We start from the raw sequence: 25,213 nt of genomic DNA on the forward strand, positions 1-25,213 counted from the left end.
GAACACCGTCAGCAAGGCGCCGTTCGGCACGCTGCCCGATGGCACCGCCGTTGACTTGTTCACCATGGTCAACGCCAACGGCATGGAAGTCCGCGCCACCAACTACGGCGGCATCATCACCGCGCTGCTGGTGCCGGATGGCTCCGGCAAGGTCAGCGATATCACTTTGGGTCTGAAGTCGTTCGACGACTATCTCAAGAACCCGCCGTACTTCGGCGCCATCATCGGCCGCTATGGCAATCGCATCGGCAAGGGCCAGTTCAAGATCGACGACCAGACCTTCAATCTGCCCAAGAACGACGGCCCGAACACTCTGCACGGCGGCGTGAAGGGTTTCGACAAAGTGGTGTGGCAGGCCGAACCGTTCGAAAAGGAAGATTCGGTGGGCGTGATCTTCACGTACACCAGCAAGGACGGCGAGGAAGGGTTCCCTGGCAATCTGCAGACGCGCGTGACGTATACGCTCACCGACAAGAATGAGCTGTCGTTCGATTATCACGCGACCACGGACAAGCCCACGGTGGTCAACCTCACCCAGCACGCTTATTTCAATCTCGCCGGCGACGGCAACGGCGACGTGCTGGGCCACGAGTTCACGATCTATGCGAACGAATATACGCCGGTCGATAAGCGACTCATTCCCACCGGCAAGCTCGCGCCGGTGACGGATACGCCGTTCGACTTTCGTAACAAAGTGAAGCTCGCCGACCGCGTCAACGTCGATAACGAGCAGATCAAGATCGCCGGCGGCATCGATCACAACTTCGTGCTCCGGCGCAAAGAGCCGGGCCTGACACTCGCGGCCCGCGTATCGGAGCCGACCACGCGCCGAGTGATGGAAGTGCACACCACGGAGCCAGGCGTGCAGTTCTATACCGGCAATTTCCTGGACGACAAACTGGCCGCCAAATCCGGCAAGCCCTACGTCAAGCACAGCGGCTTCTGCCTGGAGACCCAGCATTTCCCCGATTCGCCGAATCAGCCGGAATTTCCCAGCACGGTGTTGCGTCCCGGTGAGGAATACAACAGCAAGACGGTCTATACATTCAGCGTGCGCTGAATGTGGGTCTAGCAAGGCGCCGCTGCCCAACTCTTCTGGTCAGCGGCGCCTTTCCCCGGCGAGTAATCAATCCTTCCGGTTGGACGTATTACCCCCGAAGGGGCTAATAAAAAATTCCTTCCTTGCGAGGGAGCCCGGAGGGCGTACGCGCAACGTCGCGCACAGCGGAATCTTGACTTCTCTTCACATGAGAATCGGATGAATCGGCGCGGTAGCCCGGCAAGAGTCGCGCCTCTTGCCGGGCGTGTCGAAAGGGCCTCGGCCGCTTTCGACAATATAACTAGTCGCGCCGATTTTTCTTGACACGGCGTTCATTGACAGCCCCCTAGCGGGCATTGTTTGATCCCTCGCAACTCACGGGGGAGACTCACTTAATGAGAAGCGTACTGTCGCGCGCGATTGCAACGGCGCTTGCTATCTGCGTTGCTTCCGCCGCCGTCGCGGCCCAACCTGCAAACAAGGGCCCGCGCACCAAGGACGGCAAGCCGGATCTGAACGGCATCTGGCAGGTCATCAATTCCGCCAACTACGATCTGGAACCGCACGCCGCGCGCGCCGCCATGGCGATGGTTCCCGGTCAGTTCGTGCCCGTGCCTGCACCGCAGGTCGTGGCATTGGGTGCTGTGGGCTCCGTGCCCGCGGGGCTCGGCGTCGTCGAAGGCGACGCGATTCCGTACACGCCGGCGGCGCTGGCCAAGAAAAAGGAAAACCAGAAGAACTGGCTGGAGCTCGATCCCGAGATCAAGTGCTACCTGCCGGGCGTGCCGCGCGCCACTTACATGCCGTATCCGTTCCAGATCTTCCAGAGCCAGAGCGAGGACAAGACCGAACATCTGTTCTTCGCTTACGAATACGCCGGCGCGGTCCGGAACATTTATATGAAAGATCCAGGCCCGCCGCCGGCGGACTCCTGGATGGGCCAGTCGGTGGGCAAGTGGGACGGCGACACGCTGGTGGTGGAAGTCACTGGCTTCAACGATCAAACCTGGTTCGATCGCTCCGGCAATCACCACAGCGATAGGTTGAAAGTGACCGAGCGCTACACGCAGCGTGGCCCGGATCACCTGTGGTATGAAGCCACCATCGAAGACCCCGAGACCTTCACTCGCCCGTGGAAGATCGGCATGCCGCTGTATCGCCGCGTGGAGCCGAATGCTCAGTTGATGCAGTTCAAGTGTGTGGAGTTCGTCGAAGAGCTGATGTACGGCCATCTGCGCAAGAAGCCCGCGACCGAAGGCGCTCCGCCGCCGGTCAAGAAGTAGCTTCAGGCCCAGTAGCCAGTTTTTATAAGGACAGGAACACATGCGTACCAAACTACTCATCGCCGCCGGCGCCGCCGCCGTCAGCACCCTGCTCGGCAGCGCCGTCGCCCTCGCCCACCACGCCTTCGCCGCCGAGTTCGACGCCAACCGCCCGGTGAACCTGCGCGGCAACGTCACCCGCATCGAATGGATCAACCCACACGCGTGGATCCACATCGATCACAAGAAGCCCGACGGCACGACCGAAGCCTGGATGGTCGAAGGCGGCACGCCCAACACGCTGCTGCGCCGGGGCATCACCAAGGACTCGCTGAAGATCGGCACTGAAATCGTTGTGCGCGGTTATCAGTCGAAGGACGCGCTGTGCAAACCGAAGTGCCGCGCCAACGGCCGCGACGTGACCTTCCCGGATGGCCGTAAGCTGTTCATGGGCTCGTCGGGCACCGGCGCGCCGAAGGACGGCTCGGATGAGACTGAAAAGTAATCGATGAACGCGGTTGCTACTTTGAGCACTCGTGAAAAAATCGCGCTGGGAGTCTCTGGCGCGATTGTGCTCGCCTCTCTTGTCTACTGGCTCGTGCAGATCAGCGACGTCATTGAGACGTTGCGGCTGGCTTACGGCTGAGCCATATCGCGGCCCATGGTTCTCACGGGCCGCATCACTCCAAGAAGTTTTCCACGGGAAGAAGACGGCGACCTTGCCGTCTCGCCGATGACGCCGGCTGTTAGCCGGAGAATCCGATCCAACGACCGGAGGCGGCGACCAGGAACCATACGGACATCGAAGCAACAGCCATGAGCTTCAACGTCGCCGGCTTGAGCGAAGCATGGTCACTGCGAAGTAAGGGTTGCTTCAGTGTGAATACGAACAGGATGCCGATCGCGAGCGCGATCATCTTCGTCCAATAGAACGGGTTGTGATAACACTTGGTCGCTACGCCAGCGAGCATTGGCACGCCGGTGAGCAACAGAGTCCACAGGCCCACTTTGAACCAGCGATGCGCCTGCTCAGTCACCACGTTCGACGGCACATCCTTCAAGATGACATTGAGCAACCGCAGGTCCTGAGCGAGCACCGTGCCGCCGAGCAAGGCCAGGCCCATCAGGTGCACGGCCTCGACGATGGCGAACGTCGCGGGCAGGTCTTTCATGAAGACGCCGAGCGGCGATGCTTCCAGCCATTCGAAAAATGACAGCAACATGGGTGGGCGGTCCTCTATTCGGCAACGACGCAGCCGGCGGCCCAGTCGATGAAGGCGGGGTTGTCGCCGCCGCAGTCGAACCAGTCGTACGCGATGAAGCGGCCCGTGACGATGACGCCGGCCCACAGCGCCAGTGACAGACCCGCAGCCACGCGCGCGCGGCGGGGCGCTACCGCTTCAAGATCCCAGGAATTCTTGGCGGCAAGCATGTAACCGCGGAACAGCCACGCGTTGATGGCGGCTGCGATCAGCAACAGCATCTTGAGACGGAACCAGATGCTTTGCGTCGTCCGCACCGGAATCGCGGTGAAAAGCAGGACGCCGGTGATGAACATGATCGTGAAGCCGATCAGCATCGGCTTATCGAGCCGCTCGGCGATCTTCGACGCCGGCACGTTCGCGAACGCCACGCCCAGCATGCGCAGGTCGATGACTGCCAGCATGCCGAGGCTGAGCATCAGCGTCATGACATGCGTGGTCTCGATCCAGTTATACAGATAAAAAGATTCGTGCAGCCCGACGCTGAAAGAGCTCGCGGCCAGCCACTCAGCGAATTGCAATAACGCCGAATTCACGCGGTTCGACTCCCCCCGATGACGATTTTCATTCTAGACGGGGCGATGGGCGTGGGCAGATAAGAAGTATCAATGTCTGTCCACGCCCGGTGAAGTCGTCAGGATTTCGCTGGCGCGGGCGGCGCGTCGCCCTTGACCACGCGGGACTTGAACCGCCAGCCGTTCGGGGTTTTTACCAGAACGTCGGTGTATTGACCGGTGCTCACGATGGACGGCGGCTGCGTGCCCACATCGAGCAGCATCAGCATCACCACAGCGTTCGCGCCTTCGTCCGACGGCGTGATGCGCAGGTTGGTGTTCCAGTGGCGGCGGTTCGCGCCATTTCTTTTCTCGCGCCAGTTCTTGATGAAGCCCACCAGCGCATCCTTGCCCTTGAGGGTATTGAATGAGCCATCGGGCGTGAAGGTCGCCGCCCAGGCTTCGCCGTCGCCGCTGTCGATGGCGTGGTTGTACGTGGCGTACAGCTGCTCGATATCGATGTAGTCCTGAGTCGTGAGATCCGCCGCCTGCGCCGACACAGCGCCGAAAGCGAAGGCGGCCAACGCCGCCGCGTGTGAAAGGATGCGCGCCCGTGTGTTCATGAGATGTCCTTGTTGCTGTAGTGAGTCTCTCGGTTTGCGCATCTTAATCGCCGCTGTCGCAAAGGTGGACGCGACGTGCAATTCTTCAGCTCGATCTTGCACAGTGGAAACAAACGCGGCATCGTCACCTAATGAGCGCCTACGACACCCAGGCTCTGGAAGAGCTCCGCCAGTGGCAGCATGAAATGCAGCGCGGGCCCGGCCTGTGGAACCGCGCGACCAGCGGCGTTCAGCGCAAGATCAACAGCTACATTCCGGAAAAAGTCCACGCCAGCATCACGGCGGTGATCAAACAAATGACGCAGGCCGTGCTGAGCGGCTCGAACTTCACTGCGTCGCCGCCGTTGCTCGAAGGCAGCCTCGAAGATCGCGAAGCTCGCGTGCGCGCCGCCGTCGATCGGTATCGGAAGACTGCGGCAGTCGAGGGCGGCATCACTGGCGCAGGCGGTTTCCTGCTCGGCCTCGCGGATTTTCCGCTGTTGTTGAGCATCAAGCTCAAGTTGTTATTCGAGATCGCCGCGCTGTACGGCTTCTCCGGCGAGGACTATCGCGAACGTTTGTACCTGCTGCACGTCTTCCAGCTCGCCTTCTCCAGCGACGCCCATCGCGCCGACGTGTATCGCAAGATGCAGCGCTGGCACGAGCAGAGCTCGACCCTGCCGAATTCCATGGACGGGTTCGACTGGCGAAAATTCCAGCAGGAGTATCGCGACTACATCGACCTCGCCAAGCTGGCGCAGCTATTGCCCATCGTCGGCGCCCCTGTGGGCGTGATCGTGAACAACCGTCTGCTGAAGAAGCTCGGCTTGACCGCGATGAACGCCTATCGAATGCGCTGGTTCGAGCGCCCCGCTCTGCCCGAGGCCGGTTAAGAGAGCCGCACGCCCTCGAGCAGCGCCTGCGTCATCGCCCTCGCCTTGGCGCGTGCTTCATCGATGCTCGCGCCGAGCGCGAGGGACACGCCCATTCGGCGATGGCCATGCACTTCCGGTTTGCCAAACAACCGCACCGCCGTGTCAGGCTGCGTAAGCGCGCGCTCGACATTCTCGAAGCGAACATTGTTCGACTCGCCTTCGACCAGCAGCGCGCACGACGCCGACGGTCCGTTCTGTCGAATAACAGGAATCGGCAGCCCCAAGATCGCTCGCGCGTGCAGCGCGAACTCCGACAGATCCTGCGAGATCAACGTCACCAACCCCGTGTCGTGCGGCCGCGGCGAGACCTCGCTGAAGTAAATCTCATCGCCGGCCACGAACAACTCGACACCGAAAATGCCATTGCCGCCGAGGTTCTCCGTCACCGCATGAGCGATGCGCTGTGACTCCTTCAGCGCGGCGTCGCTCATCGGCTGCGGCTGCCACGACTCGCGATAGTCGCCGTCGATCTGCAAATGGCCGATGGGCGCGCAGAAGCTGGTTTGTCCGTTGTGACGCACCGTCAGCAATGTGATCTCGAAATCGAACTTGATGAAACCTTCGACGATGATGCGCCCGCCGCCGGCGCGGCCACCCTGCTGCGAATATTTCCAAGCGTGCGGGATGTCGGCTTCGGTGCGCACCGTGCTCTGGCCCTTGCCCGAGGAGCTCATCACCGGCTTCACCACGCAAGGCATGCCGATGTCACGAACGGCTTGGCGATACTCTTCTTCGGTATCGGCGAATCGATACGGCGATGTCTTCAGCTGCAACTGCTCGGCCGCGAGGCGGCGAATCCCTTCGCGATCCATGGTGAGTCGCGCCGCGCGCGCCGTCGGCACCACGGTGAAGCCCTCCTTCTCCAGCTCCAGCAACGCCGGCGTCGCGATCGCTTCGATCTCCGGCACGATGAGCCGCGGCCGTTCGAGCTCGACCACCTGGCGCAGGGCCGCGGGATCGAGCATGTTGATCACGTGCGAGCGATGCGCCACTTGCATGGCGGGCGCGTTGGGATAGCGATCCACGGCGATCACTTCGCAGCCAAAACGCTGCAGCTCGATCACGACTTCCTTACCCAGCTCGCCGGAGCCGAGCAGCATGACGCGGGTGGCCGAGGGCGACAGGGGCGTACCTAAGGTAGTCACGGGAAAGACTCGAAGGAGGATGGGAAGGACCGGCAGTATCGGACGGATGCGGATTGCATACAACCGGCCATTAGCAAAGCACATTGCGGCCCAGGCAGCGGCTCATTAGTCTTCCCCGCTTTCGTCAGCAAAGGGATGATCATGTCTCGTTCACGCTTGTTGCTGGGAACGGTGCTCGTCACGCTCGCCGTTGCCGCGAACGCCGCGGAAGAAGCCAAGAAAACCTGGGACGTGAACGCGCCGCCGGGCGAGCGCCGCGAGATTCCCATCGATGTCCGCTCGGGCACGTGGATGAGCGTGGACGTGAGCCCCGACGGCAGCCGTGTGCTGTTCGACCTGCTAGGCGACATCTACGAACTGCCCATCGCCGGCGGCGAGGCCAAGGCGCTCACTTCCGGCATGGCGTGGGACATGCAGCCGCGCTACTCGCCCGACGGCAACACCATCGTGTTCACGTCCGACCGCGCCGGCGGCGACAACCTTTGGCTGATGGATCGCAATGGCAATGCGCCGCGCCAGCTCACCAAGGAAAATTTTCGCTTGTTGAACGATCCGGCCTGGCACCCGAACGGGCGCTACATCGCCGGTCGCAAACACTTCACCACGCGCCGCTCGCTGGGCACCGGCGAGATCTGGTTCTACAACCTCGACGGCGGCGACGGCGTGCAGGTCGTCAAACGTCCCAACGAGGATTATCAAAAGGAACTGGGCGAGCCGACCTTCTCGCCGGATGGCAAATATCTCTACTACACGCAGAACGCCACGCCGGGCGATCGCTTCGCCTACGCGCAGGACGTGAACAACCAGGTGTTCGCGATCAAGCGCGTCGAGCTGGCGAGCGGCGAGACTTCTTCGGCAGTCAGCGGCGCCGGCGGGGCCGTGCGGCCGACGCCTTCACCTGATGGACGTTACCTCGCATTCATTCGTCGCCTGCGCACGCCGGAAGCGCTGAAGACCGCGCTGTACACTCAAGACCTGCGCTCGGGCGAGATCAAACTGCTGTACGCCGATCTCGACCGCGACATGCAGGAAACGTGGGCGGTGAACGGCTTGTATCCGCGCATGGACTGGATGCCCGACAGCAAATCGCTCGTGTTGTGGGCCGGCGGCGGGATCAAGCGGCTGGATATCGCGACTCAGACGGTGCAGGACATTCCGTTCCACGTCACGGGCTCGCGCGCCTCCATCGCTCCGCCGCGTTTCCCAGTGGACGTCGCTCCAGATCAAGTGCAATCACGCATGGTTCGTTTCGCGACCGTGTCGCCGAACGGTCAGCGCGTAGTCTATGAATCGTTCGGTCGGCTGTTTGTTCGAGACGTGAACGGCGGCGCGCCGCGTCAGCTCACCACCGACGCCGGTAACGCGTTCGAGCTGTTTCCTTCGTGGTCGCGCGATGGCAAGCAGATCGTGTTCGTGCGCTGGACCGACGCGACACTCGGCGAAATTCACGTCGTAGGCGCGGGCGGCGGCAAGTCTCGCGCTGTGACCAAGCAGCCGGGCCACTATTACCAGCCGCGTTTCACACCGAAGGGCGACGCGATCGTCGTGCAACGCGCGACGGGCGGCGGACTCACCTCAGCTGCGTGGTCCATCGAGCCTGGCTTGTATCGTGTACCCACGGCGGGCGGCGAACTGCACAAGCTCACCGACACAGGTCGCAATCCTCACTTCGTCGATGGCTCGGATCGCATCTACTACACGGAAGATGCAGATCCGGCCAAAGAAGCCGAACCCGCGCACCAATTCGTCAGCGTCGATGCTGAAGGCCAGGACCGCCGCGTGCATGCGCGCTCGAACTATGCGAGCCGCATCGAAATCTCGCCGAGCGGGGAATACCTCGCCTTCCGCGAGAACTTCCACGTGTACGTGGTGCCGATGCCACCGGGCGGTCAGCTGGACCTGTCGCCGCAGACCAAGTCAGTTCGCGTGCTTCGCGCATCTGAAGTTGGCGGTGACTACTTGAACTGGACGGACGGCGACACGCTCACCTGGACGCTCGGCCCCGACTTGTATCGCGGCGAGATGACCACGCTGTTCGCAAAAACCGCGGCCGGCAATGGTGTCGAGCCGACGCCGGTGTACGGTCAGCGCATCGCGAATCTCAGCAGCTCGCGCCCGGCCGACAAACCGACTGGCGCGGTTGCGCTCACTGGCGCTCGCATCGTCACCATGAACGGCGATCAGGTCATCGACAACGGCGTGATCGTGATCCGCGACAATCGCATCACGGCGGTCGGCGCCGGCAATGCCGTGCAGATTCCTGCAGACGCCCAGAAATTCGATCTCGCCGGCAAAACAGTGATGCCCGGATTGATCGACATTCACGCGCATGGCCCGCAAGGCGTGGACGACATCATTCCTCAGCAGAACTGGTCAGCGCTCGCGCATCTCGGCCTGGGCGTCACGACGATTCACGATCCTTCCAATAACGCCACCGAGATTTTCGCTGCCGCCGAGTATCAACGCGCCGGCATCGTGCTCGCGCCTCGCATCTTCTCAACCGGCGACGTCGTCTACGGCGCGCGCTCGGAAGGATTGGCGAGCATTGAGAACATCGAAGACGCGCGTCATCACATTCAGCGTCTCAAAGCTCAAGGCGCCATTTCCGTCAAAAACTACAACCAGCCGCGTCGCGATCAGCGACAGATGGTAGTCACCGCCGCGCGCGAGAACGGCCTGATGGTGGTCGCCGAAGGCGGTTCGTTGTACCCGATGGACATGACGCTCATCGCGGATGGCAACACGGGACTGGAGCACAACAACCCGCCGCAACGTTTCTATGACGATGTGTTGCAGTTCTGGCCGCGCACGGGCGTGGGCTACACGCCGACGCTGGTCGTGACGTACGGCGGCCCCGGCGCCGAGTTCCTGTTCTATCAGGAGTCGGAGGTGTGGGCGCATCCGCTGCTGTCCAAGTTCGTGCCGCCGCACGTCGTGCAGCCTCGTTCGGTGCGACGACAGATGGCGCCGAAGACCGATTACCAGCCGGTGATCGACTCGGCCGCCAACGCCAAACGGCTCATGGAAATGGGCGTGTCGGTGCACATCGGCGCGCACGGTCAGCGCGAAGGCCTGGGCTCGCATTGGGAAATGTGGGGCTTCGTGCTGGGCGGCATGTCACCCATGCAGGCGCTGCAGACGGCAACCATCAACCCGGCGCGCTACATGGGGCTCGACAAGGACCTCGGCACCATCGAAGCCGGCAAGCTCGCGGATCTGCTGGTTCTCGACGGCAACCCGCTCGAGGACATCCGCGTCACGGACGACATTGCTTACGTGATTTTGAATGGTCGCGTCTACGAGGGTGGCACGCTCGCCGAGCGCGTCACGGGCAAGCATCAGCTTGCGCCGCTGTACTGGCAAAAATAATAGGGAACTGTTCCGGCCGCAGCGGCGATCGCTGCGGCCGGCTCACGAACAAGAATCAGCGGGTGGGTTTCTGCGGCACGTAGGCGATGCATTCGAGCTCGACACGTGCATTCATCGCAAGACCACTGGCGGCCAACGCACTGCGCGCCGGAAACGGCTTCTTGAAGAACTCGCGGTAAATGGTGTTGAACGTCGGCCACTCGGCGATGTCCGCCAGGAACACGGTGCACTTCACCACGTCGCTGAGCGACGCGCCGTTGGCTTCGAGCACGCGCTTCACGTTGGTCAACGTCTGGCGCGCTTCTGGCTGAATGCCGCCCGGCGGCAGCTTGCCGGTGGCGGGATCCTCGCCGATCGCTCCCGATAAAAACAGAAAGTCGCCGGCCCGCACCGCTTCCGAGAACGGCCGATCCAGCTCCGCCGCGCGCGGTGAATTCAGGAACTGCGGCTTGTCGGCAGCTCCGGCGCTCGCCGCGGTCGATATGGCCAATGCGGCGAAGAGGGTTCGAATCAGCATGCGAGGCCCCTGGTGTTATCGTTGGACGGCCGACAGCTTAGCCCCCGCGATAAAATCCCGCCATGAACCCGGACGCCTTGAACAACCCGATCTGGTCCGCCCTGATCTCCGCGCAATCTCACTTCGCGATCGGCGGTCCGATCGCCAAACGCTATCCCGCCGAAGTGGCGCCCTTCATGGCTACGCCAGAGCCGAGCGCCGAGGCCGCGCGTGCATTGGCTGAACTGGTCGCGCCGAGCGAGATCGTCAACATCGTCAGCGTCACTCCCAAGCTCGACGCAGGTTGGGAACTGCTCGCCACCGGCAACATCGTGCAGATGGTGTGGCGAACGGACGCGCCCGCGCCCGAAGAGGATGCGAGCGGCATCGTGCCGCTGTCGGAAACCGATACACCGGACATGCTTGCGCTCACGGCGTTGGTGTTCCCTGGATACTTCCGGCGGCGGACGCCCGAGATGGGCGAGTACTTCGCCATCCGCGAGGGCTCGCACTTCGCCGCCATGGCCGGCGAGCGCATGAAGCTGCACGGCTATGAAGAAATCAGCGCCGTGTGCACTCACCCGAACTTCACCGGGCGGGGCTATGCGGCTCGATTGATCAATCTCATCGTCGCCAGACAACTCAAACGGGGCATCACCCCGTTCCTGCACGTGAACGAAACCAACGCTCGCGCGCGTGCTCTCTATACGAGACTCGGGTTCGAGGATCGAGCGACGTTGCCGCTGTGGTTACTGAAGCGCACGTAAGTAACGAAGCTGTGCCGCTCGTTGTAACGGCAACGAGCGCGCTCTCAAAAATGCAGCGTTTCCCCTAAGCGCTCCACGCAGGGCGCTGGCGAAAAGATTTACACGATCTACCCGTTCGCTACCGAAGATACTCACAGGATCAAATGGTTAACTTACCGGGCATGACCCTTGCCTGTGTTTAACCTGAATCGATCACTGGAGTTCTCGATGAGTGTCAAATCAACAAGCCTCGGCGCACTCGCCCTCGCGCTAGCGGCATTTTCTTTTGCGGGGTCGGCGGGCGCGGTGCCACTGCTGTGCGACGACTCGACGGTCAATCACATGTACGTGGATACGTCGCTGGTGTCCGAGTGCTTGGGCGGCGGCGTGGGCAACATCAACGGCAATCCGGCGACGGACGACTTCCTGACCACCGACGGTCTGGGCTCGGGTCTGGTCGGCATCGGATCCGCCAGTTATACCCAGAACGGCACCACCGGCACGTTCACCCTGGACGCCAGCCTGTGGGACAGCTGGGACGAGATCGCCATCGGCTTCAAGTTCGGCACCGGCAACCGGCCCGATGAGTGGTTCGTGTATCTGTTGAACCCACTGATCGCCACCGGCAGTTGGGATTTCGTGAACGTGTTCGGTCGCGGCGGCGGCTTGTCGCACGTCCAGCTGTATGGCGGCTCGCCCAGCACCAACGTGCCCGAGCCAGGCACCCTGGCGCTGCTGGGCCTCGGTCTGCTCGGCGCCGGCGTCGCCCGCCGTCGCAAGCAAGCCTGATAGAACAACGAAGCTTGTCGATGAACTGAGCCTCGCCCGCACTCCGGGCGGGGCTTTTTTATTTGAGCTGCGCCTTCCGAACGATAAAACATAAGCAGCGCCCACCGTGGAAATATTGCCGCCATCGATCGGCAAACGCGCTGGATTATGTCCATGGCGAGGGGATTTACAGGATTTTTCACGCTGCTCCGCATGAACTGCAGCGGATCAAGCAGTTATTTGTTCGGCACGCCGCTTGCCTATCTCCAGTTGTAACGTTCACTGGAGCACTTCATGAAAGTCACATCGATGGGCCTGGGCGCGAGCGCGCTAGCGCTCATGGCGTTTTGTTTCACGACGGCGGTAGGCGCGGTGCCCGTGCTATGCAAGGAAGCTTCCGCCAACCACGTAGCGATGGACGCCGCCGAAATCCGCGCCTGTCTGGCCGCGGACCTCACCGACATCGCGGAAGGAATATTCTCAGTCGACACGCACCTGAATCAGCTCACCATCGCGGTCCAGCCCGTCGGCGGCGAGAAGCTCGATCATTGGTTCGTGTACTTCTTGAACCCGCTGCTCTCCAGTGGCGACTGGCGCTTCGTCAAACTCACCGACCGTGATGGTCGGCTGTCGCACATCAAGCTGTTCGGAGTTTCGCCGCCGAAAACCGTGCCCGAGCCCGGCACGCTGGCGCTGCTGGGTATCGCATTGATGGGAGTCGGACTGGCGCGGCGTCGCAAGCGAAGCTGATTCGCGCGCCCGGTGCGCCTCGATCACCGACGGACACCGATAACGCGCCGGTTGCACGCGGCGCATGTGCATAAGATCGACGTCGACGCTTTTAGGGGAGACGTCGATGATCGGTCGATACAGCGCGCAGTTTTGGGCAGGTTCCGGTGCGATTTTGTGGCTGGCCACGGCCTCGCACATCGCGGCGGCAGATAACAAAGAATGCGCCACTTGCCCGGAGATGGTCACCGTACCAGCGGGCTCGTTTCAAATGGGCAAGACCGTGGATCGAGGTTACGGCGAGATCGACGGCCCCACGCACACCGTCACTATCGAACAGCCCTTCAAAGTCGCCAAGCACGAAGTCACATTGGGCGAGTTTCGCGCCTTCACGCAAGAGACGGGTTACGTCTCCGAGCGCAAGTGCAATGTCTACAACGAAAGCACGAGCTGGTTCATCGATCCCGAACGCAACTGGGCCAATCCCGGCTTTGCCCAACCGGAGAATCATCCCGTCGTCTGCGTCAGCTGGCGTGACACGCAAGCCTATATCGCTTGGTTGAACCGCAAGACCGGCCGTCATTATCGACTGCCGTCCGAAGCCGAGTGGGAATACATCGCGACCACGGCCAATCTCGGCAACGGCTCCGTCACGCACGACGTCGCAAACATCGGCAAAATCGAGTGCTGCGGCGGCAAGACTGAGGGCGCTGACACATGGGTCCAGACTGCGCCCATCGGCAGCTTCCCCGCCGACAAACATGGACTGCACGACATTCGCGGTAACGTGTGGGAATGGCAGCAGGACTGCTATCACGCCGATTACAACGGCGCACCTGCGAATGGCGATGCTCGCAACTCATGTCCGACGCCTGGCTACCACGTCGTCCGCGGCGGCTCGTACGGCGACGCCGGCGAATTTCTCGAAGAACGTTTCCGTCTTCGTGGTCCGCAGGATCAAGGCTATTTCACTGTCGGGTTTCGACTTGCGGAGTAAGCTCGCCGCCATGATCCACGTCACAAAAGACGTAACTGCTTAGGGGTGGATGCACGCGCCATTGCCAACACAACGCGATCGCTCATTCGGCGAATAGCGACAGCAGCTGCACGCCGAAAACGCCTGCTATGATGCGCCCCCGGCCGCGACTACTACACGCACTAAAGGCGCACCATGTTCACTCGTTTGTTCAAACCTGTTTTCGTCGCCCTGCTCTGCGCGTCGATTTTGTCGAGCGCACCTGCGCTGAGCGATCCGCCAGATCACGCGAAGGCGCACGGCTGGCGCAAGAAACATGATCCTCGCTATGTCGGCTATACCGGCGGCGAATGGGAATACGATTACGGCGTGCGCGAGGGCTCGTGCAATCGCAAGGCGATTGGCACCGTCGTCGGGGCCGTCGCGGGCGGGGTGATCGGATCGCAGATCGGCGATGGCACCGGCCGCACCGTGGCCATCATCGCGGGTACCGTGCTCGGCGGCCTGATCGGCCGTGAGATCGGCGAAGACCTCGACGAAGGCGATCGCGGCTGCTTCGGCCACGCGCTCGAGCTCGCCGAACCCGGCCGCAGCGTGAGCTGGGTCAACGATCGCACTCACGTCTCGTACGTGCTCACGCCGCTCGCTCTGAGCAGCAAGGACTCGAAGAACTGCCGCCGTTTCAAACTCAAGGCCAGCGAAGGCAAGAAGAGCAAATCCTCCGAAGGCCGCGCCTGCCGCGACAGCAGCGGCGTCTGGCGCATGGGCTGATCCCGAACTACGAACCTCTCCCGAACGGGCCTGGCGCCATGCGCCGGGCCCGTTTGCTTTGGATTGTCCGTTTTTGAACTCGACGCTGTCCGCCAGCGACGTAGCATGGGCCGCGAGGAAGCGCCGCCATGAAGCGACTCGTCGAAATCCGCTCCTACAAACTCAAGCCCGGCGCGACCGCCGCGTTTCATGAAGCATTCGACAAACGCGCCGTGCCGCTACTGCGTGAATGGCAGACGGATGTCGTAGCGTTCGGTCCATCGGCGCACGAATCCGACACTTATTTTCTGATTCGCGCGTACGACGACTTGAACGACCTGCGCACCCGCCAGGACGCCTTCTATGGCTCCGACGCGTGGCGACGAGGGCCGCGCGAAGCCATCCTGTCGCTGATCGAAAATTATATGAACACCGTGCTGTGGCTATCGCCGGCCGCGATCGAGGACTTGCGGCAGTCTACTCAGCCTTAGAACGAGCACTCCGCCGACTCGGGCATGCGGACCCACGAATGTTTCCTCTCTTCGTAGACCGAGAACTTCGGCTCGGGGAACGTTGGATCGGCGAAGGCCCCGACGGGGACGGCAAACACATCGGGCGCCGTGTGCAATTGATAGAACACCGTCGCGCCACACTCGGGGCAGAAATTGTGAATGCACCGATTGCCTGAATCGGTGACGCGCACCCACTGCTTGATCTGCCCCTCGACACTCACGTTCGGCCGTTCGAAGCGTGCCTGCATGGCGAATACGCTGCCGGAGCGCCGCTGACAGGCGAGGCAATGGCACACGGAGACGCGAACAGGTTCGCCTTCGGTGCGCACTTTGAGTTGGCCGCAGTTGCAAGTGGCGAGGCGAGTTGTCATGACGGCTGCTCCTGTGCAGTATCGTTGGCATTCCACCGGGAGATCGAGCATGTCATGCGAACACATTGGCGCCGTCAAGCCGCTGCCGCCGAAGGCGCAGGGTTGCGAGGAGTGCCTGAAGATGGGCGGCACGTGGGTGCATCTGCGCCTGTGCTTGAGCTGCGGCCACGTGGGCTGTTGTGACAGCTCGCCCAATCGCCACGCCACCAGGCATTTCCACCAGACCCAGCATCCGGTGATGGCGTCGTTCGAGCCGGACGAGCGCTGGGCCTGGTGTTTCGTCGACGAAGAAGCCGTTCGCCTGCCTCGCGAAGTACTGCCGTATCTCCGCTAGCTCACACAGCCCGCTGCTGAGTAATCAGCCGATCCTTCTCACCCCACAGATCGTTCAGCCAGGCCTGCACCCGCTCGCGAAACGCCGGATCGTTCTGATAATCGCCTTCGAGCAGCTCGGCCGGAATCGGCCGCTCGCGAATCGTCACCCGCACCTCGCGTAAGCGGTTCGCGAACAGATCCAGCATGGTCGGGCGACCGTCGGGATAGACGATGGTCACGTCCAGAATGGAATGCAAAGCTCGCCCCATGGCGTCGAGCACGAACGCGACGCCACCGGCCTTGGGCTTGAGCAGATGCGCGAACGGCGATGACTGCTGAGCATGCTTGGCCGTCGTGAAGCGCGTGCCCTCCACGAAATTCATGACCGCGACGGGAATGTGCATGAACTTGGCGCACGCCCGGCGCGTGGCGGCGATGTCTCGCCCGGCCAGCTCAGGCCGCTTTTCGAGCTGCTGCCGCGAGTAGCGCTTCATGAAGGGGAAGTCGAGCGCCCACCACGCCAGCCCCAGCAACGGCACCCAGAACAGCTGGCTCTTCAGAAAGAAACGCAGCAGCGGCACGCGCCGATTCAGGGCAGCCTGCAGCACCGGGATGTCCACCCAGGTCTGATGATTCGCCAGCACGAGGTAATGGCCGTCGGGCTGCAGACGGGCATCGATATCGACCACGAAGCGCGTGCGGGTGAACCAGCGGATCAAAGTGGTGTTGATCCCGATCCAGCTCGCGGCGATCGCCATCAGCACACCGTCGCAGACCCGGCGGACCGGCCGCAACGGCGCAATGGCCTTCACCAGCGCCACCAGCAGCAGCGGCGGCACATGTAAAAGGGTATTCGTCGTCAGGAGCAGCGTGCCGAACGCGATTCTTAACCAGCTCATCGCCCAACTCTGTCGCCCGGTAAGGCGCGCGCAGCATACATAGATGTGGCGGGTGTGGCGATTTTCCCGGCCTCGTTTCGCGTCCGCCGGCCGGTCGACGGCTACCCCATTGCCAGAGCCGGCGGTTGATGCCATGGTGCTTCGCATGCCCCCTCCTTCGTCGCCAGCCCTGTTCCGGCGAGTCCTTCGGGCCCTGAGCGGCCGAGGAATGGCCTGGCGGCTGGTCGCACTGATCGCGATTCCCGTGGCGGCCTTGAGCTCCGACTCGAGTCCCACCGAGACTCTCCGGCCGCACGCCGAATTCCAGTTCGTCCGCATGCAGTACATCGGCACCACCCTGTTCGGCGGTCGCGAGCGCTGGCTGACCGACTTTCCCGACGCCGAGATGCACCTGATCCGGGGCATCAAGCGCCTGACGCGCATCGACACCGCCGAGAGTGGCCATTACCTGAGCATCATGGACGAGTCGCTGTTCGACTATCCCTGGATCTACGCTGTCGAAGTGGGTCACTGGGCGCTGACCGACGAGGAAATCGCGCGCCTGCGTGAGTACTTGTTACGCGGCGGCTTCCTGATGGTGGACGACTTTCACGGCAGCCTCGAATGGGCCGGCTTCATCGAAGGCATGCATCGAATTTTCCCGGACCGCGCCATCGTCGACGTGCCGCCCGACGACGCCGTCTTCCACGTCGCTTACGACCTGGAAGAGCACATTCAGATTCCGGGCATCCAGTCGCTGTACAGCGGCCGCAACTACGAGCGGGACGGCTTCACGCCGCAGTGGCGCGGCATCTACGACGACGACGGCCGGCTGATGGTGATGATCAACTTCAACATGGACCTCGGCGACGCCTGGGAACACGCCGACGTCCCTGAATATTCACTGCAGTACACGACGCGCGCGTACAAGTACGCCATCAACTATATTTTGTACGCGATGACGCACTAAACCGATGGTCCGGTTAGTTGTCGACCGACTGCATCGATTGGGGCAACTGCAGGTCCAGCTCTTCGATTTCGTCCGCCACGCGGCGCGACCAGGGCTTGATGCCGCCGAACGGCCGCTTGTAAGAAATAAACACCGACGAGCCGAAGTTGTCTTCCAGCGAATGGCCGGCGCTCATGGACATGGTGCCGCGACCCACGCCCATGCTTTGTTTCAGGGCGATGAGGTTGGTCCGTTCGCGCGCCCAGGTGGTTTGCGTCGCATAGGCCACCGACAGGCTGGCCCTTTCGGTGACATTCACACCGACGCTCGCCAGATCACGCTGCATGATGGGATCGGTCAGCGCCATGCTGCCGATGTCGCGGAACTCGCGGCTCTGAAAGCGTGAGCGCACCATCAGATTGAACATTGAGTTGCTGTGATCGAAGCCCACCTTCGACATCCAGCCGGACGCGCCGCTCACATCGTTGCTCTGAGCGAAGGCGACGGAAGCGGTGCCCAACGATCCGAACTGACGCGCCACGCCGAAGCCCAGCGCGGTCACTTCGTCAGCCAGGTACTCGCCGTGTCCTTCGACGGTGAAGCCCAACGGCGCGCCGCACGCGACCGTGGTGTTGGCGAACATCGGGCCGTAAGAATTACTGGTCAGCGCATAGTCCTCGCGCACCTTGCCGATGCCCACCGAAAAATCCGAGCACCCTTCTTCGACCAGGCGCGTCCGGGCGATCATCGGCGCGGCGATGGACTGCGAGTGCCCGAGCGCATCCTGCACGGCGAGGTTCCAACCCTGACCACCGGACGGGAGCGAGCGGTCGACGGAAAGATTTTGCTGGCCGAGGTTCGAGCCCGCATCGCTGGCGGAGGCGAATAGCGCATCGGCCACCGTCGGCAACACCGCCATGCCGGCGGTCGCCATTCGGTTCGAAGCAATGACATCCGCCCGAGTCTCGGAACTCGTGCCGAACTGCATGCCGCCGTAACGGACCGAGGTCCCCCACATCCCCACGCTGCTGACGGCATCGCCGACGCGCAGACTCTCGTCACCCACTTCCTGGGTGTACGAAGACTGCAGCCGGGTCACGGTATCGACGCCCACTTCGGGATCCAGAGTGGCCGTAAAGCTGGAGTCGATCTTGGCGGCGTCGCTCAGAATCTGAGCGTTGACGGACGAATACGACGGGTTCAGCGAGGTGGCGCGCACCGCCACGGTCTCGGGCTCGCTCACCTGGGGCGCGGCGCAGGCCACGAGCGCCAGGGCGGAAAACAGGATGGAGATAGTCCGTATCGTCGAAGTCATCGGCGGCCATTTTATGTAGCCTCCGAGCCACTGACCATCAGTGGCGCCCTGTCGGCATGCGACCGACAGGGTCGGCTAAGATACGGATTCTGGGCAGATTCTTGGACCTGTAACTTCCCGGCTGGCGCGGTGTTCTAAAGCTAAACGACGACATCACCGTGGCAAGGCAACCCCCGGACACTCCGCGCCAGGACGACTTCGCAAGCTTCATGCGTGCTTATCAGGACATGGTCTTCAGCACCGCCGCGCGGATCACCGGCCGCGACGGCCCGGCCGAAGACATCGCCCAGCAGGTGTTCCTGAAAGCCTACGAGAACTTCGCGCAGTTGCAGACCAGCCCCTCGGCAGGCGGCTGGCTAAAGACCGTGGCGCGCAATCTCGCGCTCAACCATGCCACGCGCTATCGCCGTCGCTGGCGGTTCTTTTCCGAGATGCGCTCCGCCGACGACGATGACGATACGGACATGGACATCCCGCAGCCGGAAGGCGACGCCGTCGACATGGATGCGGACAGCCGGCGCGCCATCGTCGCCGAGACCCTGAACCAATTGCCCGATCATCGCCGGCTGCCGCTGGTGCTGTATCACTTCGAGGAAATGTCCTATGAAGAGATCGCCCAGCAGCTCGGCATTTCGTTATCGAAAGTGAAAATCGACATCCTGCGGGCGCGCGCCGCCATGGCGAAGAATCTCGCTGCCCGCGGTCTCACGGCGGAATGTTTCTAGAGGCCGCCATCATGAACACTCCCATGCATCCGAACGAGCCTCGCGAACAGCAACTCGAACGCCTGATCGACAAGGCGCTGCGCGACCAACCGCTGCGACGTGCGCCTGCCGGCTTCGAAGATAAGGTGATGGCAGCGATCGCACAGCGCGCGGCAGCGCCGTGGTGGCGCGACAGCTTCGCCGGCTGGCCCGTGGCAGTGCGCCTGCTGTTCCTGATCGCCTCGGTCGGTTTCGCGAAGGCCGGGCTCGACGCCACGGCGTTGATCATCGATCCGCTCGATCCGGCCACCCGCGGAGCCTCGCTATTCGCCAGCGTCGCCTGGATTCCTTCGTTGCTCTCCACCATCGGCGCCGTGCTGCGCGACCTGCCGTCGCTGTGGATTTACGGCGGACTGAGCGTGCTCGGAGCGTTGTATCTCACGTTGTTCGGCGTCAGCGCGGCTGCCTACCGAACGTTGTATGTGCCCCGTTGACGAGGGCCTGGTGTTCCGTATGAATCGTTTGTTTCACAAATGGATACTGATCGCGCTGCTCGCCAGTGTCGGCGGCGCGCACTTGGCTCTCGCGCAGGAACCACCCGCACCACCCGCGCCGCCAGCGGAGCCTGCGGAACCGCAGCTCGAAGTCGAGCGCGCCGAACGAGAGGCCGATACCGCCGAGCGTCGCCTCGACAGAGCTGAGCGTCGCTTCGAGAATCGGCACGAAAACGTCATCGTGCACATCGGCGACGATTCCTCGCTGCCGGCCGGTGAATATGCGGATTCGGTGATCTCCATCTTCGGCTCGGCGTCCTCCGCCGGCGAAGTGGGTGAAGCGGTGGTGGCCATCTTTGGTAATGCATCGGCGACCGGCCCGGTCGGCGAGGCTGTCGTCGCGATTTTCGGCGACGTGTATGTGAACGCTGAGGTCCGTGAGGACGTACTGGCGATGATGGGTAACGTCCAGCTCGGCCCCAACGCCATCGTGCATGGCGAACTGGTCTCCGTAGGCGGCACCGTCACGCGCGATCCCGCCGCTGTCGTGCATGGTCCGCAACAACAGATTTCGTTCGGTCAGCACTTCGGTCGTTTCGAATGGCTCAAACCCTGGTTCGAGCACGCGCTGCTGTACGGCCGACCGCTGGCGTTCGAGTCCAGCCTGGCGTGGGCGTGGTGGCTCGCGGCCGGCTTCCTCGCTTTGTATGTGCTGCTGGCCGTGATGTTCGATCAGGGCATGCAACGCTGTGTCACGACGTTGGAAGAGCGGCCGGCGCAGACCGTGCTCGCATCCGTGCTCGCCGCGCTGTTCGCACCGGTGCTGATCACTCTCGTGGCAATCACCATCGTGGGCGCCCCGCTCGTGCCGTTTCTGCTGCTCGGGATATTCTGCGCCAGTTTGTTCGGTAAGGCGGTCGTGCTCGCCACGATCGGCCGACGCATCACTCGCTTCGCCGGCATCGGCGCGTTCAGCCACCTCGCCTTCGCCGTGCTGATCGGCGGGCTGCTCGCCCTGCTCTTGTATGTAGTGCCCGTGTTCGGGTTCATCGCGTTCAACTTGATCGGTCTGCTGGGATTCGGCGCTGTTGTGTACACGTTGATACTCGCGATGCGCGCGAATTACGCGCCGGCTGCAGCGCCGGTCGGAAGCATGTCCGGCGCCAGTGCCGGTGCGGCGCCCGATGTCGCCGTCGACGGCACGGCGGTTCCGCCGCCATCGACCCCCAGCAATATCGAATTGACGGGCATGCCCCGTGCTGGCTTCTGGATTCGCATGGGTGCTCTCGCGCTCGACGCAATACTGATCGCCGTGATCGTGAACGTGCTCGAACCGCTCGATCATGTCTTCCTGGTGGTGCTGGCCGGTTACGGCGCGGTGATGTGGAAACTGCGAGGCACAACCATCGGCGGCATCATTTGCAACTTGCGCGTGGTGCGGACGGACGGGCGTGACATCACCTGGGAAACCTCCATCGTGCGAGCGCTGGGATGTTTCCTGTCGTTCTTCCCGCTCGGCCTCGGCTTCCTCTGGATGGTGTTCGACGACAATCGCCAGACGTGGCATGACAAGATCGCCGGCACGGTGGTGGTGCGCGTGCCGAGAAGTCAGCCGCTCACCTGATGAACCTGCGACCGTTCATATTCATCATTCGTTGGTTCATCAGGCACTTCCAGCTGGTTAATTCCTCAGCTGGCGACCCTGTGGCGGCGCGTTTAGAGTGGCGATACGTCGCCCCAGTTTGCTGAACGCGCCTGCTGAAGAGTCAATGGAATCCTCGATCGCCGCCGACACGCCCGGCCAGACCGTCATCGGCGTGGTCTCCGACACTCACGGCCTGCTCCGCCCCGAGGCGCTGAAACACCTCGTCGACGTCGAACGAATCATTCACGCCGGCGACATCGGCTCGCCGCACGTGCTGGAAAAGTTGCAATCCCTTGCGCCCGTCAGTGCCGTCCGCGGCAACAACGACAAAGGCGCCTGGGCCGAGGCGATTCCTGAATCGTTGCTGATCGAGGTTCGCGGCCATTCCATTCATGTGTTGCACGACCTGGCGCAGATCGACCTGAGCCCCGCGGCGGCGGGAATCGACGTGGTGATCAGCGGTCATTCGCATAAGCCGGTGATCGATGAACGCGAAGGCGTGTTGTTTCTGAATCCCGGCAGCATCGGTCCGCGCCGCTTTCGCTTACCCATCGCGCTGGCCCGCCTATATGTGACTGACACAGCGGTGCGCGCCGAAATCATCGAGTTGCGTCTGCCCGGCTGAGGCGGCGCAATTCGCGTTGGAAACAATGTCAGTTTCGATGTCGGTGCGAATATTTGGCGCCGATCCTGAACGCGGCCCTGGTCGCTGGAGAATCTGCGCCAGGTCACATTTCTATCGTAGGCGCCGACCTATTCTCGATGGACCATGTGTGAACGATTCGTCATCGCCAATCAAGCCGCCGTGGAACGTGAGTTTCCGCAGCTGCGTGCGTGGTGGCGTTTCGAGCCCAGCTTCAATGTTTCCACCCGCAACAACGTACCGATCGTGCGGCTGCACGAGGGCGAAGCAGAAGGCGTGATGATGCGTTGGGGTTTGATTCCCGACTGGGCCGAAGGCGATCCGGTCAAGGCATGCACGACCAACGCGCCGAGCGACGAGCTCGATCGCAACAAGGCGTTCAGCGGCGCGTGGTGGCGCGGCCAGCGATGCATCGTGCCGCTCTCTGGCTTCTACGGGTGGCAACTCACCACGCAGCAATATCTGCAGCCTTACTTCGCGCGACTGGTGAATCGTTCAGTATTCGGCGTGGCCGCGATCTGGGATCGGACCGTGAACAAGGACGAAGATGACGTGATCGAAGGCTGCGCGCTGCTCACGGTGAAACCGAACGATCTGCTGGCCGACGTTCACAATACGTCCCGGCAAATGCCGGCCATTCTGCATCGTGACGAATACGAGCAGTGGTTGCGTGGCTCCACTGCTCGCGCGCGATCGCTACTACGAACTTATCCGCAAGAAAGAATGGTGGCGCACGCCGTGAGCCCGCGGATCAACTCGCTAAAATACAACGACGAGCAGTTGATCCGGCCGGTGCTGTTCGGCTGATCAATAAACCGCCAGCGGCGTATAGCCGAGCCCATCCGGCTCGCGGCCCGCTTTCAAACGATTCACGATCTTGAGCGAGCTCAGATCGATCACCGTGATCGTGTCCGCATTGGTGTTCGCGACGAACGCGAGCGACAGCGACTCCGGCATCAGAATGCCGACGGGCACGGGCCCACTGCCAAACTGCGACACCATGGGGCGCGAGTCGTTGCGCGGCAGCTGCTCGCCTTCCTTTTGCATGGGAATGCTCGTGATCTTTTTCTTGGTCACGGTATCGAAGACCGCGACATCTCCCGACTTCGCATTGGAAATGAGCGCGCGCGTGCCGTCCCCCGTGAACTTCACTCGAATGGGAACCTCGCCGGGCTGCAACGTCGCCGTGATCTTCAACGTAGCTGGATCGACGATCGACACCGTGTTGGCGTCGCGATTGGTCACCCATACTTCACTGCCGTCCGGCGCGACCGCGATGCCCTCGGCGCCGCGACCGGTGACGATATCGGCGATGCGCTTGTGAGTGGAAAGATCGATCGCTGTGGTCGAGCCCGAGCCGATGTTGGCGGTGAACGCACGACGATGTTTCGGACTCACGGCCACCATGTGCGAGCCCACCTGATCGGTGGGAATCGCATGTTTCACCTTGCCTTCGTTCACGCCGACGACGAGCAACGCTTTGCTGGCTTCGACTGTGACTGCCACTTCATCGCCTTGCAGCCACACGATGCCATGCGGCCGGCGGTAATCGCCTAGGTCGATGGTTCGCAGCGCTTTCTTACCTGGCACATCGACGACGGTCAGCGTTTTGCCTGGATTCGCGGAGTCGCCGTAATTGGCGATCACTGCCGTCTTGCCGTCGGCCGACACTGCGACTTCGTGCGGGCCGTCGCCCGTGGGCAGCGTGGCCTTGACCTCGTTCGTCGCCAGATCGATGAACGACACGGTGTCGTCGGATTTGTTGAGCACGAGCAGCGTGCCCGTCGGCGCAGCCGCAGCGACACCAGCGACGCAGGATAAGAACGACGTCCAGACCAGGTGTTTCATATTGTCTCCATCAGGGGGCGGCACGGCGCATCAGCGTGCTCTTGCCGAACAGCGATTCGATCAGATCCACCGCCAGCAGCGCGGTCTTGTTGCGCACGTCCAGCGCCGGATTCAATTCCATCACGTCCAGCGAGCTCAAGCGGCCGGTGTCCGCGATCATTTCCATGCACAGCTGCGCTTCGCGATACGACGGACCGCCAGGAATGGTCGTGGCCACGCCCGGCGCGATCTCCGGATCGAGGAAGTCGACGTCGAAGCTCACGTGCAAATGCGTGTCGTCATCCAGATCGAGCAGCGCCTGTTCCATGGTCTGGCGCATGCCGACTTCGTCGATGTAACGCATGTCGAATACTTCCAGGCCTTGCTCGTGCACGAAACGTTTCTCCGGCGGATCGACGCTGCGAATGCCGATCTGCCGAATCCACGAGGGATCGATCGCGGGCTTCTGGCCACTCAGCTCGGTCAGTTGCGGCGGGCCGAAGCCGCACAAGCAAGCCACGGGCATGCCATGAATATTACCGCTCGGTGAAAGCTCGCGAGTGTTGAAGTCGGCGTGCGCGTCGAGCCAGAACACGCGCAGTTTCTTGTCATGCTCGCGACAGTAGCGTGCGACGGCGCTGATCGAACCGATGCCGAGACAGTGATCGCCGCCCAGCAGGATCGGCAAGTGGCCGTCCTTCAGCATTGCATACATTGCATCGTGGACCAGCCGGTTCCATTCGGTGACTTCGGCCAGATGCCGATAACCGTCGACGGGTTGCTGCCAGGGATTGCCTGGGCCATTGAGATTGCCGCGATCGATGACCTGGAGGCCGCGGCCCACCAGCGCTTCTCGCAGACCCGCCACGCGCAACGCTTCCGGCCCCATCGATGAGCCGCGATCGCTCGCGCCGGTGTCGGTCGGCGCACCGATCAACGCAACCGTTCTTTTGGTCTGAGCCATCGTCAACGACGAATCAGCCGCCG

Annotated in this window: 28 protein-coding genes and 1 pseudogene; 19 read left to right on the forward strand and 10 right to left on the reverse strand. The window is 62.4% G+C overall.

Annotation, left to right across the window (positions count from 1 at the left end; all coding sequences use genetic code 11):
* The 4 genes from VGD45_RS03880 to VGD45_RS03895 all read left to right on the forward strand — a co-directional run.
* The coding region (locus tag VGD45_RS03880; RefSeq protein ID WP_331153950.1) for an aldose epimerase family protein at positions 1–1,060 on the forward strand (1,060 nt) is incomplete at its 5' end.
* Between the two features lie 374 nt (positions 1,061–1,434).
* The gene (locus VGD45_RS03885; protein WP_331153951.1) at positions 1,435–2,322 is read left to right on the forward strand and encodes a hypothetical protein; all 888 of its coding nucleotides are present in this window, start codon (positions 1,435–1,437) and stop codon (positions 2,320–2,322) included.
* Positions 2,323–2,362: 40 nt separating this feature from the next.
* On the forward strand, positions 2,363–2,806 hold the full coding sequence (locus tag VGD45_RS03890) for a DUF6152 family protein (RefSeq protein ID WP_331153952.1): 444 nt from the start codon (positions 2,363–2,365) through the stop codon (positions 2,804–2,806).
* A 3-nt stretch (positions 2,807–2,809) separates the two neighbouring features.
* On the forward strand, positions 2,810–2,947 hold the full coding sequence (locus VGD45_RS03895; protein ID WP_331153953.1) for a hypothetical protein: 138 nt from the start codon (positions 2,810–2,812) through the stop codon (positions 2,945–2,947).
* A 100-nt stretch (positions 2,948–3,047) separates the two neighbouring features.
* On the opposite strand, the gene VGD45_RS03900 is transcribed toward VGD45_RS03895, so the two are convergent.
* The 3 genes from VGD45_RS03900 to VGD45_RS03910 all read right to left on the reverse strand — a co-directional run bounded on the left by VGD45_RS03900 (position 3,048) and on the right by VGD45_RS03910 (position 4,680).
* Positions 3,048–3,524 (reverse strand): DUF6644 family protein, encoded by a 477-nt coding sequence (locus VGD45_RS03900; RefSeq protein WP_331153954.1) that lies wholly within the window; start codon positions 3,522–3,524, stop codon positions 3,048–3,050.
* A gap of 14 nt (positions 3,525–3,538) precedes the next feature.
* Positions 3,539–4,099 carry a DUF6644 family protein gene (locus VGD45_RS03905; protein ID WP_331153955.1) on the reverse strand — a complete coding sequence of 187 codons (561 nt, stop codon included), beginning with the start codon at positions 4,097–4,099 and terminating at the stop codon, positions 3,539–3,541.
* 98 nt (positions 4,100–4,197) lie between these two features.
* Complete coding sequence (locus VGD45_RS03910; protein WP_331153956.1) at positions 4,198–4,680, reverse strand: nuclear transport factor 2 family protein; 483 nt, start codon at positions 4,678–4,680, stop codon at positions 4,198–4,200.
* Between the two features lie 131 nt (positions 4,681–4,811).
* Between VGD45_RS03910 and VGD45_RS03915 the strand changes: the two genes are divergently transcribed.
* On the forward strand, positions 4,812–5,552 hold the full coding sequence (locus VGD45_RS03915) for an EcsC family protein (protein WP_331153957.1): 741 nt from the start codon (positions 4,812–4,814) through the stop codon (positions 5,550–5,552).
* Here the strand turns inward: VGD45_RS03915 and purT are convergent.
* Complete coding sequence (gene purT, locus VGD45_RS03920) at positions 5,549–6,739, reverse strand: formate-dependent phosphoribosylglycinamide formyltransferase (protein WP_331153958.1); 1,191 nt, start codon at positions 6,737–6,739, stop codon at positions 5,549–5,551. The two genes, VGD45_RS03915 and purT, sit on opposite strands and share 4 nt — an antisense overlap.
* Positions 6,740–6,880: 141 nt before the next feature.
* On the opposite strand from purT, the gene VGD45_RS03925 reads away from it, so the two are divergent.
* Positions 6,881–10,108, forward strand: coding sequence for an amidohydrolase family protein (locus VGD45_RS03925; protein WP_331153959.1), 3,228 nt, complete (start codon positions 6,881–6,883; stop codon positions 10,106–10,108).
* 55 nt (positions 10,109–10,163) lie between these two features.
* On the opposite strand, the gene VGD45_RS03930 is transcribed toward VGD45_RS03925, so the two are convergent.
* The gene (locus VGD45_RS03930) at positions 10,164–10,625 is read right to left on the reverse strand and encodes a Rid family detoxifying hydrolase (RefSeq protein WP_331153960.1); all 462 of its coding nucleotides are present in this window, start codon (positions 10,623–10,625) and stop codon (positions 10,164–10,166) included.
* Positions 10,626–10,687: 62 nt separating this feature from the next.
* Between VGD45_RS03930 and VGD45_RS03935 the strand changes: the two genes are divergently transcribed.
* The 6 genes and pseudogenes from VGD45_RS03935 (at position 10,688) to VGD45_RS03960 (ending at position 15,064) form a co-directional block, all read left to right on the forward strand.
* On the forward strand, positions 10,688–11,371 hold the full coding sequence (locus VGD45_RS03935) for a GNAT family N-acetyltransferase (protein WP_331153961.1): 684 nt from the start codon (positions 10,688–10,690) through the stop codon (positions 11,369–11,371).
* A gap of 684 nt (positions 11,372–12,055) precedes the next feature.
* Positions 12,056–12,139, forward strand: a pseudogene (locus tag VGD45_RS34045) (PEP-CTERM sorting domain-containing protein); the annotation flags it as partial.
* A 273-nt stretch (positions 12,140–12,412) separates the two neighbouring features.
* The gene (locus VGD45_RS03945) at positions 12,413–12,868 is read left to right on the forward strand and encodes a PEP-CTERM sorting domain-containing protein (RefSeq protein WP_331153963.1); all 456 of its coding nucleotides are present in this window, start codon (positions 12,413–12,415) and stop codon (positions 12,866–12,868) included.
* 106 nt (positions 12,869–12,974) lie between these two features.
* On the forward strand, positions 12,975–13,844 hold the full coding sequence (locus VGD45_RS03950) for a formylglycine-generating enzyme family protein (protein ID WP_331153964.1): 870 nt from the start codon (positions 12,975–12,977) through the stop codon (positions 13,842–13,844).
* A 174-nt stretch (positions 13,845–14,018) separates the two neighbouring features.
* Positions 14,019–14,594 (forward strand): RT0821/Lpp0805 family surface protein, encoded by a 576-nt coding sequence (locus VGD45_RS03955; protein WP_331153965.1) that lies wholly within the window; start codon positions 14,019–14,021, stop codon positions 14,592–14,594.
* 128 nt (positions 14,595–14,722) lie between these two features.
* Positions 14,723–15,064 (forward strand): NIPSNAP family protein, encoded by a 342-nt coding sequence (locus VGD45_RS03960; RefSeq protein WP_331153966.1) that lies wholly within the window; start codon positions 14,723–14,725, stop codon positions 15,062–15,064.
* Here the strand turns inward: VGD45_RS03960 and VGD45_RS03965 are convergent.
* Entirely contained in the window at positions 15,061–15,456 is a 396-nt protein-coding gene (locus VGD45_RS03965) for a GFA family protein (RefSeq protein WP_331153967.1), read from the reverse strand. The two genes, VGD45_RS03960 and VGD45_RS03965, sit on opposite strands and share 4 nt — an antisense overlap.
* A gap of 49 nt (positions 15,457–15,505) precedes the next feature.
* On the opposite strand from VGD45_RS03965, the gene VGD45_RS03970 reads away from it, so the two are divergent.
* On the forward strand, positions 15,506–15,790 hold the full coding sequence (locus VGD45_RS03970; RefSeq protein WP_331153968.1) for a UBP-type zinc finger domain-containing protein: 285 nt from the start codon (positions 15,506–15,508) through the stop codon (positions 15,788–15,790).
* A 1-nt stretch (position 15,791) separates the two neighbouring features.
* On the opposite strand, the gene VGD45_RS03975 is transcribed toward VGD45_RS03970, so the two are convergent.
* Complete coding sequence (locus VGD45_RS03975) at positions 15,792–16,670, reverse strand: acyltransferase (protein ID WP_331153969.1); 879 nt, start codon at positions 16,668–16,670, stop codon at positions 15,792–15,794.
* Between the two features lie 208 nt (positions 16,671–16,878).
* Between VGD45_RS03975 and VGD45_RS03980 the strand changes: the two genes are divergently transcribed.
* Complete coding sequence (locus tag VGD45_RS03980) at positions 16,879–17,619, forward strand: DUF4159 domain-containing protein (protein ID WP_331153970.1); 741 nt, start codon at positions 16,879–16,881, stop codon at positions 17,617–17,619.
* A 13-nt stretch (positions 17,620–17,632) separates the two neighbouring features.
* Here the strand turns inward: VGD45_RS03980 and VGD45_RS03985 are convergent, their stop codons facing one another.
* Positions 17,633–18,913, reverse strand: a complete 1,281-nt coding sequence (locus tag VGD45_RS03985; protein ID WP_331153971.1) for a fimbria/pilus outer membrane usher protein — start codon at positions 18,911–18,913, stop codon at positions 17,633–17,635.
* A 158-nt stretch (positions 18,914–19,071) separates the two neighbouring features.
* On the opposite strand from VGD45_RS03985, the gene VGD45_RS03990 reads away from it, so the two are divergent.
* From VGD45_RS03990 to VGD45_RS04010, 5 genes are all read left to right on the forward strand, one after another.
* Positions 19,072–19,638, forward strand: a complete 567-nt coding sequence (locus tag VGD45_RS03990) for a sigma-70 family RNA polymerase sigma factor (protein WP_331153972.1) — start codon at positions 19,072–19,074, stop codon at positions 19,636–19,638.
* Positions 19,639–19,649: 11 nt separating this feature from the next.
* Complete coding sequence (locus VGD45_RS03995; RefSeq protein ID WP_331153973.1) at positions 19,650–20,111, forward strand: hypothetical protein; 462 nt, start codon at positions 19,650–19,652, stop codon at positions 20,109–20,111.
* Between the two features lie 19 nt (positions 20,112–20,130).
* Positions 20,131–21,735, forward strand: coding sequence for an RDD family protein (locus tag VGD45_RS04000; RefSeq protein WP_331153974.1), 1,605 nt, complete (start codon positions 20,131–20,133; stop codon positions 21,733–21,735).
* 145 nt (positions 21,736–21,880) lie between these two features.
* A complete protein-coding gene (locus VGD45_RS04005; protein WP_331153975.1) occupies positions 21,881–22,381 on the forward strand; it encodes a metallophosphoesterase family protein in 501 nt (166 codons plus the stop codon).
* A 144-nt stretch (positions 22,382–22,525) separates the two neighbouring features.
* Positions 22,526–23,206: an SOS response-associated peptidase gene (locus VGD45_RS04010; protein ID WP_331153976.1), complete on the forward strand. Its 681-nt coding sequence runs from the start codon at positions 22,526–22,528 to the stop codon at positions 23,204–23,206.
* Here the strand turns inward: VGD45_RS04010 and VGD45_RS04015 are convergent, their stop codons facing one another.
* Positions 23,207–24,247: a cytochrome D1 domain-containing protein gene (locus tag VGD45_RS04015; protein WP_331153977.1), complete on the reverse strand. Its 1,041-nt coding sequence runs from the start codon at positions 24,245–24,247 to the stop codon at positions 23,207–23,209.
* A 10-nt stretch (positions 24,248–24,257) separates the two neighbouring features.
* Entirely contained in the window at positions 24,258–25,190 is a 933-nt protein-coding gene (gene rocF, locus VGD45_RS04020; protein ID WP_349263211.1) for an arginase, read from the reverse strand.
* Positions 25,191–25,213 lie beyond the last annotated feature (23 nt).

Source organism: Steroidobacter sp., from assembly GCF_036402275.1.
GTDB lineage: Bacteria > Pseudomonadota > Gammaproteobacteria > Steroidobacterales > Steroidobacteraceae > Steroidobacter.

Excerpts from the sequence above, each read along its gene's own strand:
- VGD45_RS03885 (WP_331153951.1), top strand. The coding sequence starts at position 1,435 with ATGAGAAGCGTACTGTCGCGCGCGATTGCAACGGCGCTTGCTATCTGC.
- VGD45_RS03890 (WP_331153952.1), top strand. The coding sequence starts at position 2,363 with ATGCGTACCAAACTACTCATCGCCGCCGGCGCCGCCGCCGTCAGCACC.
- VGD45_RS03895 (WP_331153953.1), top strand. The coding sequence starts at position 2,810 with ATGAACGCGGTTGCTACTTTGAGCACTCGTGAAAAAATCGCGCTGGGA.
- VGD45_RS03900 (WP_331153954.1), bottom strand. The coding sequence starts at position 3,524 with ATGTTGCTGTCATTTTTCGAATGGCTGGAAGCATCGCCGCTCGGCGTC.
- VGD45_RS03910 (WP_331153956.1), bottom strand. The coding sequence starts at position 4,680 with ATGAACACACGGGCGCGCATCCTTTCACACGCGGCGGCGTTGGCCGCC.
- VGD45_RS03915 (WP_331153957.1), top strand. The coding sequence starts at position 4,812 with ATGAGCGCCTACGACACCCAGGCTCTGGAAGAGCTCCGCCAGTGGCAG.
- VGD45_RS03925 (WP_331153959.1), top strand. The coding sequence starts at position 6,881 with ATGTCTCGTTCACGCTTGTTGCTGGGAACGGTGCTCGTCACGCTCGCC.
- VGD45_RS03930 (WP_331153960.1), bottom strand. The coding sequence starts at position 10,625 with ATGCTGATTCGAACCCTCTTCGCCGCATTGGCCATATCGACCGCGGCG.
- VGD45_RS03935 (WP_331153961.1), top strand. The coding sequence starts at position 10,688 with ATGAACCCGGACGCCTTGAACAACCCGATCTGGTCCGCCCTGATCTCC.
- VGD45_RS03945 (WP_331153963.1), top strand. The coding sequence starts at position 12,413 with ATGAAAGTCACATCGATGGGCCTGGGCGCGAGCGCGCTAGCGCTCATG.
- VGD45_RS03950 (WP_331153964.1), top strand. The coding sequence starts at position 12,975 with ATGATCGGTCGATACAGCGCGCAGTTTTGGGCAGGTTCCGGTGCGATT.
- VGD45_RS03955 (WP_331153965.1), top strand. The coding sequence starts at position 14,019 with ATGTTCACTCGTTTGTTCAAACCTGTTTTCGTCGCCCTGCTCTGCGCG.
- VGD45_RS03960 (WP_331153966.1), top strand. The coding sequence starts at position 14,723 with ATGAAGCGACTCGTCGAAATCCGCTCCTACAAACTCAAGCCCGGCGCG.
- VGD45_RS03965 (WP_331153967.1), bottom strand. The coding sequence starts at position 15,456 with ATGACAACTCGCCTCGCCACTTGCAACTGCGGCCAACTCAAAGTGCGC.
- VGD45_RS03970 (WP_331153968.1), top strand. The coding sequence starts at position 15,506 with ATGTCATGCGAACACATTGGCGCCGTCAAGCCGCTGCCGCCGAAGGCG.
- VGD45_RS03975 (WP_331153969.1), bottom strand. The coding sequence starts at position 16,670 with ATGAGCTGGTTAAGAATCGCGTTCGGCACGCTGCTCCTGACGACGAAT.
- VGD45_RS03980 (WP_331153970.1), top strand. The coding sequence starts at position 16,879 with ATGGCCTGGCGGCTGGTCGCACTGATCGCGATTCCCGTGGCGGCCTTG.
- VGD45_RS03985 (WP_331153971.1), bottom strand. The coding sequence starts at position 18,913 with ATGACTTCGACGATACGGACTATCTCCATCCTGTTTTCCGCCCTGGCG.
- VGD45_RS03995 (WP_331153973.1), top strand. The coding sequence starts at position 19,650 with ATGAACACTCCCATGCATCCGAACGAGCCTCGCGAACAGCAACTCGAA.
- VGD45_RS04000 (WP_331153974.1), top strand. The coding sequence starts at position 20,131 with ATGAATCGTTTGTTTCACAAATGGATACTGATCGCGCTGCTCGCCAGT.
- VGD45_RS04005 (WP_331153975.1), top strand. The coding sequence starts at position 21,881 with ATGGAATCCTCGATCGCCGCCGACACGCCCGGCCAGACCGTCATCGGC.
- VGD45_RS04010 (WP_331153976.1), top strand. The coding sequence starts at position 22,526 with ATGTGTGAACGATTCGTCATCGCCAATCAAGCCGCCGTGGAACGTGAG.
- VGD45_RS04015 (WP_331153977.1), bottom strand. The coding sequence starts at position 24,247 with ATGAAACACCTGGTCTGGACGTCGTTCTTATCCTGCGTCGCTGGTGTC.
- rocF (WP_349263211.1), bottom strand. The coding sequence starts at position 25,190 with ATGGCTCAGACCAAAAGAACGGTTGCGTTGATCGGTGCGCCGACCGAC.